This is a genomic window from Pantoea sp. F_5, from assembly GCF_008631595.1.
Classification (GTDB): Bacteria; Pseudomonadota; Gammaproteobacteria; order Enterobacterales; family Enterobacteriaceae; genus Pantoea; species Pantoea gossypiicola.
The window spans coordinates 25,770-45,813 of sequence record NZ_VWUO01000004.1; the positions used below are offsets into that span (position 1 = coordinate 25,770).

Annotated in this window: 17 protein-coding genes; 11 read left to right on the forward strand and 6 right to left on the reverse strand. The window is 56.9% G+C overall.

The features are described 5' to 3' along the window. Nucleotides 1-37: 37 nt before the first annotated feature. From araG to F3I44_RS06780, 4 genes are all read left to right on the forward strand, one after another. Complete coding sequence (araG, locus tag F3I44_RS06765; protein ID WP_150009974.1) at nucleotides 38-1,558, forward strand: L-arabinose ABC transporter ATP-binding protein AraG; 1,521 nt, start codon at nucleotides 38-40, stop codon at nucleotides 1,556-1,558. A 12-nt stretch (nucleotides 1,559-1,570) separates the two neighbouring features. Further along, nucleotides 1,571-2,554: an L-arabinose ABC transporter permease AraH gene (gene araH / locus F3I44_RS06770; protein WP_013357784.1), complete on the forward strand. Its 984-nt coding sequence runs from the start codon at nucleotides 1,571-1,573 to the stop codon at nucleotides 2,552-2,554. A gap of 76 nt (nucleotides 2,555-2,630) precedes the next feature. Beyond that, a complete protein-coding gene (gene araC, locus F3I44_RS06775; RefSeq protein WP_150009976.1) occupies nucleotides 2,631-3,548 on the forward strand; it encodes an arabinose operon transcriptional regulator AraC in 918 nt (305 codons plus the stop codon). A gap of 101 nt (nucleotides 3,549-3,649) precedes the next feature. Continuing rightward, the gene (locus tag F3I44_RS06780; RefSeq protein ID WP_150009978.1) at nucleotides 3,650-4,696 is read left to right on the forward strand and encodes an oxidoreductase; all 1,047 of its coding nucleotides are present in this window, start codon (nucleotides 3,650-3,652) and stop codon (nucleotides 4,694-4,696) included. 373 nt (nucleotides 4,697-5,069) lie between these two features. On the opposite strand, the gene add is transcribed toward F3I44_RS06780, so the two are convergent. The 3 genes from add to manA all read right to left on the reverse strand — a co-directional run bounded on the left by add (nucleotide 5,070) and on the right by manA (nucleotide 9,053). After that, nucleotides 5,070-6,065: an adenosine deaminase gene (gene add / locus F3I44_RS06785; protein ID WP_033732594.1), complete on the reverse strand. Its 996-nt coding sequence runs from the start codon at nucleotides 6,063-6,065 to the stop codon at nucleotides 5,070-5,072. Nucleotides 6,066-6,245: 180 nt separating this feature from the next. Next, a complete protein-coding gene (locus tag F3I44_RS06790) occupies nucleotides 6,246-7,745 on the reverse strand; it encodes a YdgA family protein (RefSeq protein ID WP_150019363.1) in 1,500 nt (499 codons plus the stop codon). 123 nt (nucleotides 7,746-7,868) lie between these two features. Continuing rightward, nucleotides 7,869-9,053, reverse strand: coding sequence for a mannose-6-phosphate isomerase (manA, locus tag F3I44_RS06795; RefSeq protein ID WP_150019364.1), 1,185 nt, complete (start codon nucleotides 9,051-9,053; stop codon nucleotides 7,869-7,871). Between the two features lie 199 nt (nucleotides 9,054-9,252). Between manA and fumC the strand changes: the two genes are divergently transcribed. Beyond that, on the forward strand, nucleotides 9,253-10,650 hold the full coding sequence (gene fumC, locus F3I44_RS06800) for a class II fumarate hydratase (protein WP_150009984.1): 1,398 nt from the start codon (nucleotides 9,253-9,255) through the stop codon (nucleotides 10,648-10,650). 41 nt (nucleotides 10,651-10,691) lie between these two features. Here fumC and tus read toward each other — a convergent pair whose 3' ends face one another. Beyond that, a complete protein-coding gene (gene tus, locus F3I44_RS06805) occupies nucleotides 10,692-11,621 on the reverse strand; it encodes a DNA replication terminus site-binding protein (protein ID WP_150009986.1) in 930 nt (309 codons plus the stop codon). Nucleotides 11,622-11,807: 186 nt separating this feature from the next. Between tus and F3I44_RS06810 the strand changes: the two genes are divergently transcribed. The 4 genes from F3I44_RS06810 to F3I44_RS06825 all read left to right on the forward strand — a co-directional run bounded on the left by F3I44_RS06810 (nucleotide 11,808) and on the right by F3I44_RS06825 (nucleotide 14,490). Next, nucleotides 11,808-13,007, forward strand: coding sequence for an MFS transporter (locus F3I44_RS06810; RefSeq protein WP_190285915.1), 1,200 nt, complete (start codon nucleotides 11,808-11,810; stop codon nucleotides 13,005-13,007). A gap of 207 nt (nucleotides 13,008-13,214) precedes the next feature. Then, complete coding sequence (locus F3I44_RS06815) at nucleotides 13,215-13,709, forward strand: Rrf2 family transcriptional regulator (protein WP_150009990.1); 495 nt, start codon at nucleotides 13,215-13,217, stop codon at nucleotides 13,707-13,709. A gap of 195 nt (nucleotides 13,710-13,904) precedes the next feature. Continuing rightward, nucleotides 13,905-14,141 carry a type II toxin-antitoxin system HicA family toxin gene (locus tag F3I44_RS06820; RefSeq protein WP_150010322.1) on the forward strand — a complete coding sequence of 79 codons (237 nt, stop codon included), beginning with the start codon at nucleotides 13,905-13,907 and terminating at the stop codon, nucleotides 14,139-14,141. Continuing rightward, complete coding sequence (locus F3I44_RS06825; RefSeq protein WP_150010324.1) at nucleotides 14,134-14,490, forward strand: type II toxin-antitoxin system HicB family antitoxin; 357 nt, start codon at nucleotides 14,134-14,136, stop codon at nucleotides 14,488-14,490. Before F3I44_RS06820 ends, F3I44_RS06825 begins: the two co-directional genes overlap by 8 nt. Nucleotides 14,491-14,558: 68 nt before the next feature. Here F3I44_RS06825 and oqxB read toward each other — a convergent pair whose 3' ends face one another. Beyond that, nucleotides 14,559-17,711 (reverse strand): multidrug efflux RND transporter permease subunit OqxB, encoded by a 3,153-nt coding sequence (gene oqxB / locus F3I44_RS06830; protein WP_150009992.1) that lies wholly within the window; start codon nucleotides 17,709-17,711, stop codon nucleotides 14,559-14,561. 12 nt (nucleotides 17,712-17,723) lie between these two features. Continuing rightward, a complete protein-coding gene (locus tag F3I44_RS06835) occupies nucleotides 17,724-18,878 on the reverse strand; it encodes an efflux RND transporter periplasmic adaptor subunit (protein WP_033732608.1) in 1,155 nt (384 codons plus the stop codon). Nucleotides 18,879-19,179: 301 nt separating this feature from the next. Here F3I44_RS06835 and F3I44_RS06840 point away from each other — a divergent pair, with 301 nt between their 5' ends. Both F3I44_RS06840 and F3I44_RS06845 read left to right on the forward strand, forming a co-directional pair. Next, on the forward strand, nucleotides 19,180-19,521 hold the full coding sequence (locus F3I44_RS06840) for a helix-turn-helix domain-containing protein (RefSeq protein ID WP_013357796.1): 342 nt from the start codon (nucleotides 19,180-19,182) through the stop codon (nucleotides 19,519-19,521). Between the two features lie 86 nt (nucleotides 19,522-19,607). Then, nucleotides 19,608-20,042, forward strand: a complete 435-nt coding sequence (locus F3I44_RS06845; protein ID WP_150009994.1) for a ribonuclease domain-containing protein — start codon at nucleotides 19,608-19,610, stop codon at nucleotides 20,040-20,042. The last annotated feature ends 2 nt before the right edge of the window (nucleotides 20,043-20,044 follow it).

A 20,044-nucleotide genomic window follows, 5' to 3' on the forward strand; every position in this document is an offset into this window, starting at 1 on the left:
CCTGACAGGCCGGTGGCGCGAAAGAGTGAGGATCAACATGAACACTGATTCAGCATTTCTGTCGTTTCATGGCATCAGTAAAACCTTTCCTGGCGTGAAAGCGTTGCAGGATATCTCCTTCGACTGCCGGGGCGGTGAAGTCCATGCGTTGATGGGCGAAAACGGCGCAGGCAAATCGACGCTGTTAAAAATACTCAGCGGCAGTTATCAGCCGAGCGGCGGTGAGATTCGTATTAAAGGCAAGCCGATGAGCTTTCAGCGCACCACAGATGCGCTTGACGCGGGCGTCGCCATTATTTACCAGGAACTGCATCTGGTACCGGAAATGAGCGTGGCGGAGAACATCTATCTCGGTCAGATTCCGCACAAGCACGGGCTGGTCAATCGTAAGCTGATGCGCTTTGAGGCGGGCGTGCAGCTGAAAAATCTCGGCATGGATATCGATCCTGATATGCCGCTGAAATACCTGTCGCTGGGACAGTGGCAGATGGTTGAGATTGCCAAAGCGCTGGCGCGCAACGCGCGCATTATCGCCTTTGATGAGCCAACCAGCTCCCTGTCGGCGCGAGAAATCGACAACCTGTTCCGCGTCATCCGCCAGCTCCGCGAGGAGGGCCGGGTGGTGCTCTACGTTTCTCACCGCATGGAGGAGATCTTTGCCCTCAGCGATGCCATCACCGTCTTCAAAGATGGTCGCTACGTGCGAACCTTTACTGATATGGCCAACACTCATCATGACGATCTGGTGCAGGCGATGGTGGGACGTAACCTGGGTGATATTTATGGCTACTCACCGCGAGCCAAAGGCGACGTGCGGCTGGAGCTGGACAAGGTTGAAGCGAAGGGCGTGCGGACGCCGATTTCGCTGAAAGTTCATGCTGGTGAAATCGTCGGGCTGTTTGGCCTGGTCGGAGCCGGACGCAGTGAACTGCTGAAAGGATTATTTGGTGGCACGCGGCTGCGTGGCGGTCAGGTGATCCTGGACGGCAAACCGCTGCCGCTGCGTGAACCCATCGATGCTATTCGTGCGGGCATCATGCTCTGCCCGGAAGACCGCAAAGCCGAAGGCATTATTCCCGTGCACTCGGTGCGCGACAACATCAACATCAGCGCCCGTCGTCATAATCTTACCGCCGGGTGCCTGATTAAAAACGGCTGGGAAAACAAAAACGCCGACAGCCATATCCGCTCGCTGAACATCAAAACGCCCAGCGCCGATCAGCTGATCATGAACCTCTCCGGCGGTAACCAACAGAAGGCGATTCTGGGACGCTGGCTCTCCGAAGATATGAAAGTGATCCTGCTGGATGAGCCAACGCGCGGTATCGATGTCGGTGCCAAACATGAAATTTATAACCTGATTTATCAGCTGGCAAACCGGGGCATTGCGGTGCTGTTCGCCTCCAGCGATTTACCGGAAGTGATGGGCCTGGCCGATCGCATCGTGGTGATGCGTGAAGGTGCCATTGCCGGTGAACTGCTGCACGACGACGCCACGGAGCAGCAGACGCTGAGCCTGGCGATGCCCAAAACCACTCAAGCGGCCGCCGTGGCCTGACAGGAGATCATCATGGCTTCATCCACGACCTCAAATACGCCGCAGCCTGCTTCACGCGGCGGCCTGCAGTTAGGTCGCATCTGGGACAACTTCGGCATGCTGGTTGTCTTTGCACTGCTGTTTATTGTCTGTGCGATTTTTGTGCCGAACTTCGGCTCGTTTATCAATATGAAAGGCTTAGGGCTGGCGATGTCGATGTCCGGCATGGTCGCCTGCGGCATGCTGTTCTGTCTGGCCTCCGGGGATTTCGACCTGTCGGTCGCCTCGGTTATCGCCTGTGCGGGTGTGGTGACCGCCGTGGTGATTAACATGACCGAAAGCCTGTGGATTGGCGTGGCAGCCGGTCTGGTGCTGGGTATGATCACCGGCTTTATCAACGGCTTTGTGATTGCCCGACTCAAGATCAATGCGCTGATCACCACGCTGGCGACCATGCAGATCGTGCGCGGCCTGGCCTATATCTTCTCTGACGGTAAAGCGGTCGGGATTGAAGATGAGCGCTTCTTTGAACTGGGCTTTGCCAACTGGCTTGGCGTGCCTGCACCCATCTGGCTGACGCTGGCGACCATGCTGATCTTCGGCTTCCTGCTTAACAAAACCACCTTTGGCCGTAATACCCTGGCGATTGGCGGCAATGAAGAGGCCGCACGACTGGCCGGTGTGCCGGTGGTGCGAACCCGTATCATCATCTTCATTCTTTCCGGTCTGGTTTCGGCGGCGGCGGGCATCATTCTGGCGTCGCGTATGACCAGCGGTCAGCCCATGACCTCCATCGGCTATGAGCTGGTGGTGATTTCTGCCTGCGTACTGGGCGGCGTGTCACTGAAGGGCGGCATCGGCAAGATCTCCTACGTGGTGGCAGGGGTGTTAATTCTCGGCACCGTCGAGAATGCGATGAATTTATTGAATATCTCGCCATTCTCACAGTATGTGGTGCGCGGTCTGATACTGTTAGCTGCGGTGATATTTGACCGTTACAAACAGAAAAAAGCCTGATTGCGCGAGCCGTTGGCCCGCAGACGCTGACGCCTCTGCGGGCTATCTGAACAATAACAGACTGAGTGAGGACGCTATGTATCACCGCGAATTACCGGCCGGGCAGCAAAACCCCTTGTTGCCGGGCTATTCATTCAATGCCTGGCTGGTGGCGGGGCTGACGCCCATCACCGCTGATGGCCCGCTCGATTTCTTTATCGATCGCCCGCACGGCATGAAAGGTTACATTCTGAACCTCACCATCAAAGGTAAAGGGCGGGTATTCGACGGCGAGCGGGCCTTTGACTGCGAGCCCGGCGAAATGCTGCTGTTTCAGCCAAAAACCGCGCACTATTATGGGCGAGCGCCGGACAGCCTGCAGTGGTTCCACCGCTGGGTCTATTTCCGTCCACGCGCCTACTGGCACGACTGGCTGCGCTGGCAGGATGAGCAGGAGGGCGTAGGACGACTGCTGCTGCCGGAATCGCTGCGTGGCGAGTTCGACCGATTGTTTGCCAGTATCGAACAGACCCACAACTCGGGCCGCCGCTTTGCGGAAGAGCTGGCGATGAACCTGCTGGAGCGGCTGCTGCTGCGCGCCGTTGAAGAAGATCCGCGCAGCCATCAGTTAATCCGCGATCCGCGCGTCATCGAAGCCTGTCAGTATGTCACTAATCATCTTGCCAGCGAGGTCAGGATTGAAGAGGTGGCGCGCCACGTCTGTCTGTCACCGTCGCGGCTGGCGCACCTTTTTCGCGAGCAGATGGGGGTGAACCTGCTGCGCTGGCGCGAAGATCAGCGCGTTATCCGCGCGAAACTGCTGCTGCAAACCACCCAGGAACCCATCGCGTCGGTCGGGCGTGAAGTGGGTTACGACGACCAGCTTTATTTCTCACGCGTCTTTCGCAAGCGTGTTGGCGTCAGTCCCAGCGACTTCCGCCGCCGCAATCAGGATGCGCACGACAGCCTGGCGGCGCAGACGGCCTGGCCCCTGGCGCGAAGTGCTATCTCTTAGTTTTTTCGGGGGATTCCGCCTTGTTCTCACCTGGTTAATAGTCTTAAATCAATCAGGTTATCAACTAAGAGCCTGCCAGGCAGGCTCTGAGAGGAATCCAAATGAGCGATAAATTACGTGTTGGTCTGATCGGCTACGGCTTTGCCAGTAAAACGTTTCATGCCCCGCTGATTGCGGGAACGCCGGACGTCGAACTGGCCGCCATTTCCAGTAGCGACGCCAGCAAAGTCCACGCCGACTGGCCCGCCGTGAAGGTGGTGGCCGATCCTCAGGCGCTGCTGGACGATCCGACTCTGCAATTGATTGTTATTCCTACCCCCAACGATACGCACTTCCCGCTGGCTAAAGCGGCGCTGAATGCCGGTAAACATGTGGTGGTCGATAAGCCGTTTACCGTGACGTTGTCACAGGCACGTGAGCTGGATGCGCTGGCTAAAGCCAAAGGGCTGCTGCTGTCGGTATTCCATAACCGCCGCTGGGACAGTGACTTCCTGACGCTTAAATCCCTGCTTGAAGCTGGCTCACTCGGTGAAGTGCGCTATTTCGAATCGCATTTTGATCGCTTCCGTCTGGAAGTGCGCAATCGCTGGCGTGAAATGAAGGGCGCAGGCAGCGGGATCTGGTATGACCTGGGACCGCATCTGTTGGACCAGGCGCTTCAGCTGTTTGGCCCACCGGTTGCCATCCATGTTGACCTGGCCGAAATGCGTCCGGGCGCGCAGACTACTGACTACTTCCACGCCACGCTGACTTATCCGCAGCGCCGCGTCGTGCTGCACGCCAGCATGCTGGTGGCGGCAGAATCCGCTCGTTACACCGTCCACGGCACGCGCGGCAGTTACGTTAAATATGGTCTGGATCCGCAGGAAGATCGCCTGAAGTCGGGCGACTTCCCGCCGCAGGAGGACTGGGGCTATGACATGCGCGATGGTACGCTGACGCTGGTTGAGGGCGACTCCCTGACCGAAACCACACAGCTGACCCAGCCGGGCAACTATCCGGCTTACTATGCGGGCATCCGCGATGCGATTGCCGGACGCGGTAATAATCCGGTGACGGCGGAAGAGGCGATTCAGGTGATGGAGCTGATTGAGCTGGGTCTGCAATCCGCCGAGAAACGCCAGACGATGTCGCTGAAGCGCGTCTGATTGGTGAGTGTATAATGCAAAAGCAGAACGGGTCGAATATCCGGCCCGTAATGTTCGCGGAATCAGCGGTGAGATCGAGCCAGCGAAGGGAACAGGGTCAGATCGGAAAGTCGCAAAAGCCGCCATCCCTGGCTTGCTCGGCCCGCGCGATTACGCACCTCATCCCTGAGGTGCGCCCGTAGCCGGGCCAACGCGTTGCGTTGTTCAAAAACGCTCCCGGCGTTTTTGTCCCTTGCGCGGGACGCTTTCCTCCTCTGACCCTGTTTCCTGCGCGTTAAGCCTTTGCGTTGCTGTCAGAACTTCCGGGACTGGGTTTTGGCAGCAAAGTATCGGGCCGGATTTCTGGCCCGTTTTTTATTCCTGATGCGGCAGATTACTGCACGCGAGCGCGAATAGCCGCTTTCTCAGCGTCGCTGAGGAAGGCAATCGTCAGACCATTTTCCTGCGCCTGACGGATCTGTGCCGCGCTCAGACCGGCAGCCGGTGCGGCATGATGATATTCATGCGCCAGTTCAATGCCCTGAACCGCGGGATCATCGGTATTGATGGTCGCCAGAATGCCATGCTCAAGGAAGGTCTTCAGCGGATGCTGCGCCAGTGAAGGCACGGTGCTGGTCTGGATGTTGGAGGTCAGGCAGGACTCAATACCAATATGGTGCTCCGCCAGGAAATCCATCAGCGCGCGATCTTCAATCGCTTTTACCCCGTGACCGATACGTTCTGCGCCCAGCTCACGAATCGCCTGCCAGATGCTCTCCGGGCCAGCCGCTTCGCCCGCATGCACGGTAACGCGGAAACCGGCATCGCGCGCCTGGGTAAAGTGACTCAGGAACTCGCTGCCCGGGAAGCCCAGCTCATCACCCGCCAGATCGACTGCGGTAATGTGATCGCGATGAGCCAGTAAACCTTCGAGTTCGGCAAGGCAGGCATCTTCGCCAAAGGTCCGGCTCATAATACCAATCAGACGCACGTCGATATCGTGCTGCTGACGGCCTGCGCGTACGCCGTCAATGACCGCTTCAACCACACCGGCAATGGGCAGGTTGTGGGTCATCGCCATATAACCGGGCGAAAAACGCAGTTCAGCGTAATGAATGCCCGCGCGCGCGGCATCTTCGACATTTTCCTGCGCAATGCGGCGGCAGGCATCCAGATCGCCCAGCACTTTCACGCCCCAGTCGAGTTTCTGCAGGAAGCTCACCAGATCAGGTTCATTCTGGCCAACCTGTACATGCGGACGCAGCGTCTCCAGCGTTGATGCGGGCAGGGCGAGATTAAACTGGCGGCCTAAATCGAGAATGGTTTGTGCACGAATGTTGCCATCAAGGTGGCGGTGAATATCAGTCAGAGGAATTTTAGAATCGATCATGGCGCACTCGCTGAGTTGTCGGTGAAGTGCAGAGCATTATAAAAATATCTTGCGCAACCACGCCAGTTATTTGCGCAACAGCCGCACCGGATGCTGCTTAATTGCCCATAACCGGCGGGCAAATCAGCGGTCAGGCATAAAAAAAGCGACCCGAAGGTCGCCTTTGATGGAAGACAGCGCTTACTGCGGCATGCCTTCGCTGGTCGGCATACCCAGCATGTAGCGGGACATAAACTGTTCCAGCGTCATCTTGTCGCCGTTCATGTTCACCTGACCGTTGGTGTACTGCAGGCTGGTCACGATGTTGTTATCCTGCTGCTGAGTCAGGCGGAACATCTGACCCATCGCCGCCAGACCTTTCACCTGCTGATCCGCCAGCTTCTGTGCGTCATCCGCCTGATACCCCTCAGCCAGACCCACTTTGTGCATGGTTTCAGTCGCCATCGGCATATTGATGACCAGCTTGCTGTCCAGGCTTTTCAGTACCCGATCAACCATAGCGCTCAAAGTCTGGGCTTCACCAGTAACGGCAGAAGGGTCGTTGAAGCTGGCCGTCAGATTAAAGGTGCTTTCACCTTTGTCATTCTTCCAGCTCAGCGGAGCGATGCTGATGGATGGCGAGCCTTTTAGCAGCATCGGCAGATTGGCCATCAGAATCTGATGCACGCCTGCCTGATAGCGGATAGGATCTTCTGCAACGCCAGGCTGGGTCAGCAGTTCCTGCATCTGTTGGTTATAACGATCGGAGAACGCTTTGACCGCCTGCGCATCAAACTGAGACAGCTTCATCTTAAGCGCAGCCTGACCGAAGTCCTGCTTCTGCAGCTGAACGCTTTCCACTTTGTAATCAATATCGCCGCCAATTTTACCGGCGCTGTTGTCGAAAGAGGAGGTGCCTTTCATTTTGTGCAGCGTCAGGGCGTCCTGACCATTAATGCTGGCATTCACCTTCTCAATATCGACCGACTGATCGCCGATGCGCACGCCTTCCGGGCTGAGGTGCGTGTTACCGCTCAGCTTCAGACCATTGACAGTGAACAGTACCGGCTGGCCCATCTCATTTTTACTGGTGAGCGCGAGACTATCCACATCGCTGTCCAGCGACACTTTATCGCCTTTATTATCGGCGCTGACGTTGAAGGTGCCGCCATTAGTGGCAAAACGCTCGCCGGTTTGCGCATTCTGATAGTCAACCGGCAGAACACGAAGTGCGGTATCGGTAGCACCGCTGTAGCCGATGCGGGTGTCGGCGCTAATCAGCGATTTATTGCCGGTCAGCTCAAACAGCTTCTTCACCGCATCGGTGTTAGCCAGTTCGGTATGAACGGATGCCATGCTCGGGATCAGATTGAAATGCTTCAGCTGCGCAAACGGGAAAGGGCCATGATCGATGGTTTCATTCAGGATGATGCTCTGACCCGGCTTCAGCAGCGGATTATCTTCCGTCTGCGAATTGGCCTGAACCACCAGATTCACTTTGCTGCTGAACACGCCGCGCTGATAGTCCTGATAGCTGATCTTCAGTCGACTGTTAGGGGCATAAGCGTTCAGCTGTGCATTGGCGTTCTGCACCAGCTCATCCCTGTGGCTTTCAATTTGCTTGCCGGTGAACCACGCCGCACCCGTCCAGACTACGCCCAGTGCGATGATGACACCTACGGCAACATTGGTCTTTTTCATTGCTGATTCGTCCTTATCCTTGAGTCCGCTTATGCCGCAGGTTAACCCCAGCGACCGAAGAAAAACGCCCGCAGGCGTTTAAAAGCTAATAGGTTGAAATAATAGCAGTTAACAGGGATTCCGTCAGCCGCGCAGCCCTAAGTCGTTAAATACCCGCGCCAGCCGGCCCGCACCGGCGACTGTTACCGGCGATTCGCTGGCGGCAATAAAGCAGGATTCACCCGGTTTCAGCGTCAGTTGCTGGTCGTCTTTGGCGATAACCGCCTGGCCTTCGATGCAGAACAGCAGGGCAGCGCTCTGCTGCGCCAGCGATTGCGGTTCTGCGTTCAGGCTATGGATGGCAAAGGCGAAATCTTCGACCGGAATCGGGAAGCGCAGCGCATGACCCTGTTGCTCTGGCTTCGTCAGCAGCGAGCTGGCAGGCTTCTCCTCAAACTTCAGGTTGGCCATCAGCTCGTCGATATCGATATATTTCGGGGTTAAACCGGCCCGCAATACGTTATCAGAGTTGGCCATCACCTCCAGCGCCACGCCTTTCAGATACGCGTGCGGGGTTTCAGCGTAGAGGAACATCGCCTCGCCGGGCTGCAGGGTGATGACATTCAGCAGCAGCGGTGAAAACAGGCCGCTGTCGTCAGGATACTCTGCCGCAATCATGCGAATGGTTTCCCACGGCTCGCCCTGCTGCGCATCAAGTGCGGATTTCAGCACACCCAGCGCCAGCGATTTCGCCTCGCCCTCCAGTGACAGCAGGGTAGAGAAGAGCGCAGCCAGCGTCTCCTGATCGGGATGCTGCAGAAAATGGGCAATCTGAGGATGTGCGCCCGCGACCGGCTCCAGCAGTGAGACCATCTGCGTCAGCGTGCGAAAACCGTTCATCGCCTGAAAGGGCGTCAGCGCATAGACCAGCTCCGGCTTGTGGTTAGCATCTTTATAGTTGCGCTCGGCTGCTGTCAGCGGGATCCCCGCCGCATTCTCACGGGCAAAGCCCACTTCGGCCGCACGTTTGCTGGGATGGACCTGAATCGACAGGGGCTGATCGGCACACAGCACTTTGAACAGGAAGGGCAGTTCACCAAAGCGCTGTGACACCGCGTCGCCCAGCATCGCGGCGGGCGCGGCATCAATCACGTCGCGTAAGGAACGCTCGCGGCCCTGATCCATCACAGTTGAGGGACTTTTCGGATGTGCGCCCATCCACAGCTCTGCCATCGGCAGACCCTCGGGGTTGGCAATCCCATACAGCTCAGTCAATGCCGTTTTGCTGCCCCATGCGTAATTTTGCAGCGAATTGTTCATTTTTTGCATTGTATAACCCTTTTTCACGGGAAATTATTGCGGCTATTAAAGCAGAAACTACCGGTAAAAATACATATCCAGCGCAAAAGGACGCTAAGCTCTGATAATGTTAAATTATTGTGTATCAGTATCCTGACCGCCGGGTTATCGGATGCGATGACAGAACGGGCGATCATTCTTTTAAAAAACAGGTGAAGGAGACGTATTCATGGCAGCCAATCGCATTGAGAAAGATTCAATGGGCCCCATCGATGTACCGGCAGACAAACTGTGGGGGGCGCAGACGCAGCGTTCACTGGAACACTTCCGTATCTCAACCGAAAAAATGCCGACCGCGCTGGTGCATGCGCTGGCATTGACCAAACGCGCGGCGGCCAGCGTCAACCGCGATCTCGGACTGCTGCCCACTGACCGCGCGGATGCGATTGTCAGCGCGGCGGATGAAGTGCTGGCGGATAAGCATGCGGACGAGTTCCCGCTGGCGATCTGGCAGACCGGCTCCGGCACCCAGACCAACATGAACATGAATGAGGTGCTGGCGAACCGCGCGAGCGAAATCCTCGGCGGGGAGCGTGGGATGTCGCGCCTGGTCCATCCCAACGACGATGTGAACAAGAGCCAGAGCTCCAACGACGTCTTCCCGACGGCGATGCATGTTGCCGCCGTGATCGCGCTGCGCGAACAGTTAATCCCTCAGATTCAGGTACTGAAAAACACGCTGAGCCAGAAGTCTGACGCCTTTAAAGACATCGTTAAGATTGGTCGTACTCACCTGCAGGATGCGACGCCGCTGACGCTGGGCCAGGAGATTTCAGGCTGGGTGGCGATGCTGGAGCATAACCTGAAGCATATCGAACAGAGCATTCCGCACGTGGCGGAACTGGCGCTGGGCGGAACCGCGGTGGGCACCGGTCTGAATACCCATCCTGAATATGCAGTGCGCGTGGCGAAGGCGCTGGCCGATCTGACGCAGCAGCCATTTGTCACCGCACCAAATAAGTTTGAGGCACTGGCAACCTGTGATGCGCTGGTGCATGCGCATGGCGCGCTGAAAGGGCTGGCCGCCTCGCTGATGAAAATCGCCAACGACGTACGCTGGCTCTCTTCCGGCCCGCGTTGCGGCATCGGCGAAATCGCCATTCCGGAAAACGAACCTGGTAGCTCCATTATGCCGGGCAAAGTCAACCCAACGCAGTGTGAAGCGATGACCATGCTTTGCTGTCAGGTGATGGGTAATGACGTGGCGATCAACATGGGCGGCGCGTCGGGTAACTTTGAGCTTAACGTCTTCCGTCCGATGGTGATCCATAACTTCCTGCAATCGATTCGCCTGCTGGCGGACGGCATGGACAGCTTTAACCATCATTGCGCCGTCGGCATTGAGCCGGTGCGTGAGCGCATCGATCAACTGCTCAACGAATCACTGATGCTGGTGACCGCGCTGAACACCCACATCGGCTATGACAAAGCGGCTGAGATTGCCAAGAAGGCACACAAAGAGGGGCTGACGCTGAAGGGTTCGGCGCTGAAGCTGGGCTATCTGACCGAAGAGGAGTTTGATGCCTGGGTCCGTCCGGAAGAGATGGTCGGCAGCATGAAGTCGTAAGGTCAGCCATAAGGAACAGGCCAGCGGATGCTGGCCTTTTTTTATATCGGGCAATCGACCCACAGATGCAGTCGGGGTATCAGCAGATTAAGCGGTTCAGCGGCGGGTTTATGACGATGCGTGATGTTATCGGCATCGTAATTGAGCAACTCGCCCAGCACCGGAACCTGAGTGCGATCACGACAGATCACCAGAATCGGTGACGGGCAGGCCAGCTGGGTCTGCTTTTGTTCATCCGCGCGCCAGACGCGTGCCACCGGCTGGACTTTCACCGGACGCTTGATTTTCAGTCGTGCCGAGGCGGGCAGGGCGCGCACGCTTGCCAGCTCCTCCTGCACTTTTTCCGCCCACTGTTCGCGTGACCAGGGTGCCTTCGCGCGCCCCGACTTCAGACTTTTTTCCAGCTGGGCGATCACCTCTTCGCGCTTGAGATTTTTAATGATGTGCTTGTTGGCCCAGCCAAAACGCAGGCTGTCAGGAGCGCTGAGCAGGGTGATCGTGCGATAGGCATTCAGGGTAATCAGGCCGCGTAAATGCTGGTGGACGAACTCAAAACGCGCTTCGCTCGGCAGGCCCGAGTCCACCGTGATCAACTGCTCCAGCCGGGCTTTCAGCTGGTTGATGAGGTCGACCAGCGAGCCGATCTCCGCTTCGCGCTGTTCATCACATTCGATACAGAGCGCGCCGGGTAAGCGCACGGCTGCCTTGGTGCTCAGCTGTTCAGACTGATGCTGCATAAACAGGCGGCAATAGTGGTCAAGTGCCATCTTCAACGCGCGCTCACCGAGATGCTGCTCAACGGCAATCTGAGTTATCGCTTCATGTTCACGGCCTTTCACCACCGGCGGCAGGCTGAAGACGCGGGCGATGAGCAACGGCTGCGCCTCAATCTGCTGACGGAGCGCGCCCAGCGCCAGTTCCAGGTCGTTTACACACTGATGCATATCAGCCACTAAGTCGTAGCGCGTCATGTTGTGCCTCCATAGTTACAACGTCCACAATGTGGCAGAAGCCTGCCAGGGATGCAAGCTCTTTATAGTTACAACATACTATTATTGTCACAATAAAAATCGTGCGGCCTGCCGGGCGGTCCAGTGAAATGAGCGTCACGCATTCTGGCTTCTGGCAGAACATGTTATAAAAAGGTTCGCCTGCTAATGAAGAGATCGCCTGTGAGTCAGAACAATAAACCCGGTATCGCCGCCATTTTTACTCTGGGCCTGGTGCAGATCCTCTCCTGGGGAGGGTCGTTCTACCTGATGGCGGTGATGGCGAACCCGATTGCAGCTGAGACGGGCTGGTCGCAGCAGTGGATCTACGGCGCGCTCTCGACGGGGATACTGGTGTCAGGCCTGCTGTCACCGCTGGCTGGCAGGCTTATCGCCCGTACCTGTGGTCGTCTGCTGCTGGCGCTGAGCGGTCTGGTAATGGCGGTGGGGCTGGTGATGATGGCGGTCAGCGACTCGCTGCCGCTGTTTCTGTTTGCCTGGGTGATTATCGGCATCGGTATGGCGATGGGCCTTTATGATGCTCTGTTCGCTACACTCGGCACCTGCTATGGCGGTCAGGCGCGTTCAGCGATCACCGGTATTACGCTGATTTCAGGCTTCTGTACCACGCTGGTCTGGCCCGGCACAGCGTTGCTGATTCATGGATTCGGCTGGCGGGATGCGTCACTGATTATTGCGGCAATGATGGTGGTCTGCGTGCTGCCTGCCTATCTGTTTGCTTTACCGGCGAGCCATGCTAAGCCGCCTGCGAAAAGGGTGGTTAGACAGTCTGCTACGCCGGAGATTGAACCTGCGCTGTTCTGGCTGCTGTGCGCCATTTTTACCCTCGCGTCGGTGATCATGACGGCGATTTCCGTGCAGCTTATCGCCCTGTTGCAGGCGAGTGGCCATACGCTGACGTCGGCGCTGGCGATCAGCGCTGTGCTCGGCCCGTGTCAGGTAGGCTCGCGCATCGTCGATATTGTATTCAAACGCAGTCATCCGATCCGCACGACCTTTTTTTCTGTCGGGCTGGTGGCGCTGGGCCTGCTATTGCTGGCACTGTTTCCGCAGATGGCGCTGCTGAGCATGGTCCTGTATGGCGCAGGTAATGGCTTACGCGCCATCGTGCGCGGAACTTTACCGCTGGCGATGGTCAAACCAGAGTCATACGCAATTGTGGTGGGTAAAATGGCCCGCCCGGCGCTAATGGGACAGGCACTGACGCCGCTGATGGGTGGATATGTGTTTGAAAAGATGGGAGCATCGGCGACGCTATGGTTGCTTTGCGCTTTAGCAATCTTTAACGTGGTGCTGGTTATGGCGCTAAAGCAGCGATTACCGGCGGCAGCGGTCACCACCGCATGACCGAACGGCTCACCGTGTCCAGCAGGATAAGGATGAGGAGCAGGGTAAGCACCTTGTGCTATCAGGCCTACGCCTTTGGTGAATACGTGCCTTGTCATTGCCGGCTTGCTTCAAAAAAGCAACAGTGTTTGTTATATTTATTGCTCATTGATTGTTCACTTATGCGGCAATAAAACAATAAGATGCACCGCAACTCAGGATAAAGAAATGCTTGATTACCGCTTCCCGACAGCTTTGCAAATGGTTCTGAGCGTAGCGATGGCGGAGCAAATGGGTAAACGCTCTACCAGCGCGATTCTGGCCTACGGGCTGGAAGCGAATCCCAGTTTCATTCGAAAATTAATGGTCCCGCTGACCCGTGACGGCATTATCGTCTCAACGCTGGGCCGTACCGGTTCGATTCATCTCGGCCGTCCTGCTGCGGAGATTACCCTCAAGGATATCTATGTCTCCGTCATCGAAGACAAAAAGATCTGGGCCGCGCGTCCTGATGTCGCGCCTCGCTGTCTGGTCAGTGCCAACCTCTGCTGGTACTTCAAATCGATAGCCGATGAAGCCGAGCAGGCGTCGCTGGATGTGCTGGCAAAACGCACCGTGGCAGATGCGCTCAACGAGCTGAAGAAACGCGATACCAGTAACTGCACCGCCGTACCGGAACCTGAACCCGAAGAGAGTGAAGAACTCTGCAAAAAAAGCCGCTGATGAGCGGCTTTTTTTATGCGTGTCAAATGCACATTTCTGACCCTTTTTTCACCCAACCTGCCTTTCAGACACCTGTCTCCATTAATCCCCACTTGACCTCTTACTTCAGCAGAATAAAATGACTTCACTGTATGAAGTCGCGGAGATCAGGATGAACGACGCCGTCAGGAACTTAAGGAAAAACAGCGTGAAACGCTGGAGCAGATATTTCAAACGCCGCCGCCGTCCGGCTTAAAATGGCAGGCTGTTGAGTCACTTATCAGGGCACTGGGCGGAGAGATTAAAGAGGGTAGCGGTTCACGGGTGCGTTTTCTTCTCAGAGGAAAAATTGCGCGGTTTCATCGCCCACATCCTTCGCCAGATACTGATAAAGGGGCTGTTGTTAATCTGCGTGAATGGCTGGAAAGTATTGGAGTCGATCCCTATGAATAATCGTTCAAATTCATCAATCACCGTCGCCGGGCAACCCGCAGTTATCACCTATGCTCCCGAAATCAATATGTTCCGTGGACGCTTTACTGGCCTGTCTGGCTATTGTGATTTTGTCTCTGACAGCGTGCAAGGTTTGCATAAAGAAGGGGAAATTTCGCTGCGTGAATACCTGGAAGATTGCGCTGCCTCCGGCATTAATCCCTATGCGGAGCAGGAAAAAATTAAGACCTTCACGCTGCGCTACCCTGAATCGCTGGGCGTGCGGCTGTCGCAGGCTGCGGCCCAAAATGAAACCTCGCTGAATGCGTTTATCATTGAAACGCTGAATGAAAAATTAAGGCAGCGTTAATCAACATGCTGCCAATCTCAGACAAAAAAAGGGGCGATCATCCGATCGCCCCTGTTAACGTTTACGGTTTACGCCGTCACGGTTTCGGCATCTCCTGACCGGCGCGTCACCAGCTTGCGCAGGGCGACGTAGAACACCGGCGTCAGGAAAAGGCCGAACAGCGTCACGCCGAGCATGCCGGAGAAGACGGTAATCCCGGTCACGCCGCGTACTTCTGCACCTGCGCCTTCACCCAGAATCAGCGGTATGGTACCGGCGATAAAGGCGATGGAGGTCATCACAATCGGACGCAGACGCAGGCGACACGCTTCCAGCGCCGCTTCGATAATCCCTTTGCCCTGAATCTCCAGCTCACGCGCAAATTCCACGATAAGAATCGCGTTCTTACAGGCCAGCCCCATCAGCACCACCAGTCCGACCTGTACGAAGACGTTGTTATCACCGCCGGTCAGCCAGACGCCAAACAGCGCAGAAAGCATCGTCATCGGCACAATCAGGATCACCGCCAGCGGCAGCGTCCAGCTCTCATACAGCGCCGCCAGCACCAGAAACGCCAGCAGGACGGCCATCGGGAAGACAATCAGCGCGGTATTGCCCTGGGTTGACTGCTGATAGCTCAGGTCGGTCCACTCGATGTTCATACCGTTAGGCAACAGCTGACCGGACATTGCTTCCAGCTGACTCATCGCCTGCGCCGAAGAGAGCACGCGCGGGTCGGCATCGCCAATCAAATCCGCCGCCGGATAACCGTTATAGCGGATCACCGGGTCGGGACCGTAAGTGGTGGTGATATTAACCATGCTGCCAATCGGCACCATCTCACCGCGATCGTTACGGGTACGCAGGTTAGCAATATCTTCGACACTGTCGCGGAACTCACCATCTGCCTGCGCCATGACCCGCCAGGTGCGACCAAAGCGGTTAAAGTCATTCACGTATGACGAGCCAAGATAGGTCTGCAGCGTGCTGAACAGTGCGGTCAGCGACACGCCCTGGGCTTTGGCTTTATCCCGGTCAACCTGCACATCAAGCTGTGGAACGTTGGCCTGATAGGAGGAGATAGGGAAGTGCATCCCTGGCGTCTGCATTATGCTGCCTGACAGCGTATTAATCGCCGTTTGCAACGCGCCATAGCCCAGGCCGGCACGGTCCTGCACATACAGTGAATAGCCAGAGCCTTGTCCCAGTCCCAGAATCGGCGGCGGCATAATCGAGAAACCAAAGCCCTGCTGGATTTGCGCGATCTTCGCATTGATCTCCGCGTTGATCTCCGCCGCGGTGTGCCTGCGCTCACTGAACGGCTTCAGGCCGAAGAACACCGTGCCGCTGTTCGGGGTATTGGTGAACTGCAGCGCATTCAGGCCGGGGAAGGCCACCGCATAGGCGACGCCTTCGGTCTGCATACCGATTTCGCTCATCTTACGAATCACTTCATCGGTGCGGGCCAGTGAGGAGCCTTCCGGCATCTTCACGCCACCAATCAGATAGAGCTTATCCTGGGTTGGGATAAAGCCACCCGGCACGGTGTGGAACATAAAACCGGCACCAGCCAGCAACAGGATATAAACGCCAAATACCGCGCCACGGCGACGCAGCGTGCGGCCTACCAGCGATTCATAACCGTGCGCGCTGCGCTGGAAGAAGCGGTTAAACGGACGGAACAGCCAGCCGAACAGGGCATCGATGATCCGCGTCAACCGATCTTTCGGCGCGTCATGTCCTTTCAGCAGCATCGCCGCCAGCGCAGGCGAAAGCGTCAGCGAGTTAATCGCCGAGATCACCGTAGAGATCGCGATAGTGGTGGCGAACTGCTTGTAGAACTGCCCGGTCACGCCGGAAAGAAACGCCATCGGCACAAATACGGCGCACAGCACCAGCGCAATGGCGATGATCGGCCCGGAGACCTCGCGCATCGCCTGATGGGCGGCGGCGCGCGGAGACAGCCCCATCTCAATGTTACGTTCGACGTTCTCCACGACCACAATGGCGTCATCTACCACGATACCAATTGCCAGTACCAGCCCAAACAGGCTCAGGGTGTTCAGTGAGAAGCCAAGCAGATAGAGCACGCTAAAGGTACCCACCACCGACACCGGCACCGCCAGCAGCGGAATGATCGAGGCGCGCCAGGTCTGCAGGAACAGAATCACCACCAGCACCACCAGGATCACCGCTTCCAGCAAAGTCTGAACCACGGCCTTAATCGAGTCGCGGACAAACACTGTCGGATCGTAAGGCGCAGCCCATTTCACATCGTTGGGGAAACGGGTTGCCAGCTCATCCATTTTGGCGCGCACCGCATTAGAGAGATCGATGGCGTTGGCACCCGGAGCCTGGAAGATGCCGATTCCGACCGCATCTTTATTATTGAGCTGGGAGCGCAGGGCGTAACTGCCCGATCCCATCTCAATCCGCGCTACATCGCGCAGCCGCACCAGCGAACCATCTTCAGACGTTTTCAGGATGATATCGCCGAACTGCTGCTCGCTCTCCAGTCGCCCCTGGGTGTTGATCGACAGCAGGAAGTCACTCTGCTTTTTCAGCGGCTCTGCGCCCAGCTGACCGGCAGAGACCTGGACGTTCTGCTCCTGCATCGCCGTCACCACGTCAGCGGCGGTCAGGCCACGCGCAGCGACTTTGTTGGGATCAAGCCAGACGCGCATCGCATATTCGCCCGCGCCAAAAATCTGGATCTGACCGACACCCGGCAGGCGCGCCAGCTCATCTTTCACCTTGAGCGTGGCGTAGTTACGCAGGTAGAGCGAATCATAGGTATTGTTGGGTGAGAACATGTGCACGACCAGCGTCAGCGTCGGCGACATCTTCTGGGTGGTAACACCCAACCTACGCACATCTTCCGGCAAACGGGCTTCCGCCTGTGCCACGCGGTTCTGCACCTGCACCTGTGCCTGATCGGGATCGGTGCCCGGACGGAAAGTCACGGTCGTCACCAGCACGCCATCCGAACCGGCCACTGACTTCATGTACATCATGTTTTCGACGCCGTTGATCGCCTCTTCCAGTGGCGTCGCCACGGAATCCGCAATCACTTTCGGGTTAGCGCCTGGATACTCGGCGCGTACCTGCACGCTGGGTGGCACGACGTCGGGGTACTCACTGATTGGCAGCAGCGGGATGGCAATCATGCCGGTGACAAAAATCAGAATCGACAGCACCGCAGCAAAAATAGGCCGGTCGATAAAAAAGCGGGAAAAGTCCATAGCGGCCTCGAATTATTGAGCGGCTGCCGCACGCATGGCGACCTGCTGAGCAGTGACCGGCATGCCGGGCATAAATACTTTTTGCAGACCGGCAATGATGACTTTGTCACCGGCTTGCAGACCCGATTTAACGATACGCAGGCCATCCACCATCGCGCCGGGTTGGATATCGCGCCGCTGTGCTTTACCTTCCCCATCCACCACGTAGACATATTTGCGATCCTGATCGGTCAGGACGGCTTTATCGTCAATCAGCACCGCCTCAAACTGCGCGCTGCCAGGCAGACGCACACGGGCAAACAGCCCCGGCGTGAACTGACGCTGCTGATTGTCGAGCAGGGCGCGCATACGAATGGTGCCGGTACTGGCGGTCAGCTGGTTATCCATGAAGTCGATCCTGCCCTGATGCGGAAAACCCTGTTCGCCGACCAGCCCAATCTCAGCGGGAAGGGCATGGCGCTGCTGGCCCTGACGCGCCATCGCCTGATAGTTGAGGAAGGTGTTTTCATCGACATCGAAGTAGACATACATCTGTTGCTGCGACACCAGCGTGGTCAGCACACTGGCGCTGTCGCCAGCGGTCACCAGGTTACCCGCGGTGATCATCGCCCGGCTGGCGCGACCATCAATCGGTGCGGTAACGCGGGTGAAGTCGAGGTTCAGCTGCGCCATATCGACCGCGGCTTCGGCAGCCAGCACATCGGCCTGCGCCTGGCTGGCAGCAGAGCGACGCTGTTCCCACGCCTCGCGCGAAATCGCCTGCGTGCCAATCAGCTTCTCGCTGCGGCCCGATTCGCTGCGGGCCAGACTGGCCTGACTGCGCGCCCGCGCCAGTTCCGCTTTAGCCTGCTCCAGCGCCGCGCGGTAGCTCCGGTCATCAATGGTAAACAGCACCTGACCTTTTCTGACTTCATCGCCTTCGCGATAGTTAACGGCGTCGATATAGCCCGAGACGCGTGGCCGCAGCTGTACGCTCTGCACCGCTTCCACCCGGCCATTGAAATTGTCCCACTGGCTGACCGGCTTGATCAGCACCGGCGCGGCACTCACCTCCGGCGGTGGCGGTGGGGCATTTTGCGCCACACCTTTATCGCAGCCGCTCAGTTGCGTGATGAGCAGTACCATCCCTAAGAGGGTTAAACCCTGACGAACCCGGTTCGTAATCATTGTTGTTATTCCGCGATAGATATAAAAGACGACCTGCAGGCCAATATTTGCAACTTTTAAGATTGCAATTAATCGCAGGGAGTGTAGGCTTGCGTCGCGGGCAACTGCAAGAATAACAGATACACTTTATGTGCGGTTTTGGGCAGAGCGATGAAAGCCTGACCAGTTGCGCTAAAACCCTATAAACAGTGCGGCATTTAATGTACTAATAAAACTTGCATTAAATGGCATAGTCAGCCACCCTTAAGTGTAACTGCAACTGATACTAATACTTTTCGCTACAGCGACGGGAGAGACTGGAATGATGAGTGACGCCTTTATTCACGATTTAATCGACTGGATTGATAACAACATTGAAGCACGCCTGGACCTGGATACGGTTTCAGAACGCGCGGGTTACTCCAAATGGCACCTGCAGCGTATGTTCAAAGAACATACCGGTTACCCACTGGGTGAATACATTCGGGTTAAGAAGCTGAAGAAATCAGCCGATCGTCTGACCAGCACCGATGAACCGATTCTCAATGTGGCGATCTCGTTAGGGTTCGACTCCCAACAGTCCTTTAACCGCAGCTTCAAACGTCAGTATGGTGTCGCGCCGGGTGCATGGCGTCGTCACAGCGGGGAATCGCACGCCGCATAACCTCGCCAGGGCCAGCTTGTCTGGCCCGCGCTTTTCTCCGCGCGCAAAACTGGTATCATCTGCGTCCTGTTGTCTGGGATGCCATCATGTCAAAAAAACTCTGGATTGGACTTTTCCTTGTCCTCGCGGCCTGTTTCTACGGCCTTAAACCTTATCTGAACACCGTTTCAGCCCCTGCCGAGGCGGATATCGCCACCCTGACTGACGCCCATACCGTGGCGCGCTGGGTGTTGCAGCATCAGCAATTACCGGACTACTACCTCACTAAAAGTGATGCGCGTAAGCGTGGCTGGAATCCGGCCAAAGGGAATCTGTGCGAGGTGCTGCCGGGCAGAGCTATCGGCGGCGATCGCTTTTCCAACCGTGAAAAGCGTCTGCCAGCACGTGCGGGCCGTCAGTGGTATGAAGCGGATGTGAATTATCGCTGCGGTCACCGCGACGCCGACCGCCTGGTTTACTCCTCTGACGGGCTGGTATTCCTCTCCACCGATCACTACCGCAGCTTCAGACAGGTGCCCTGATC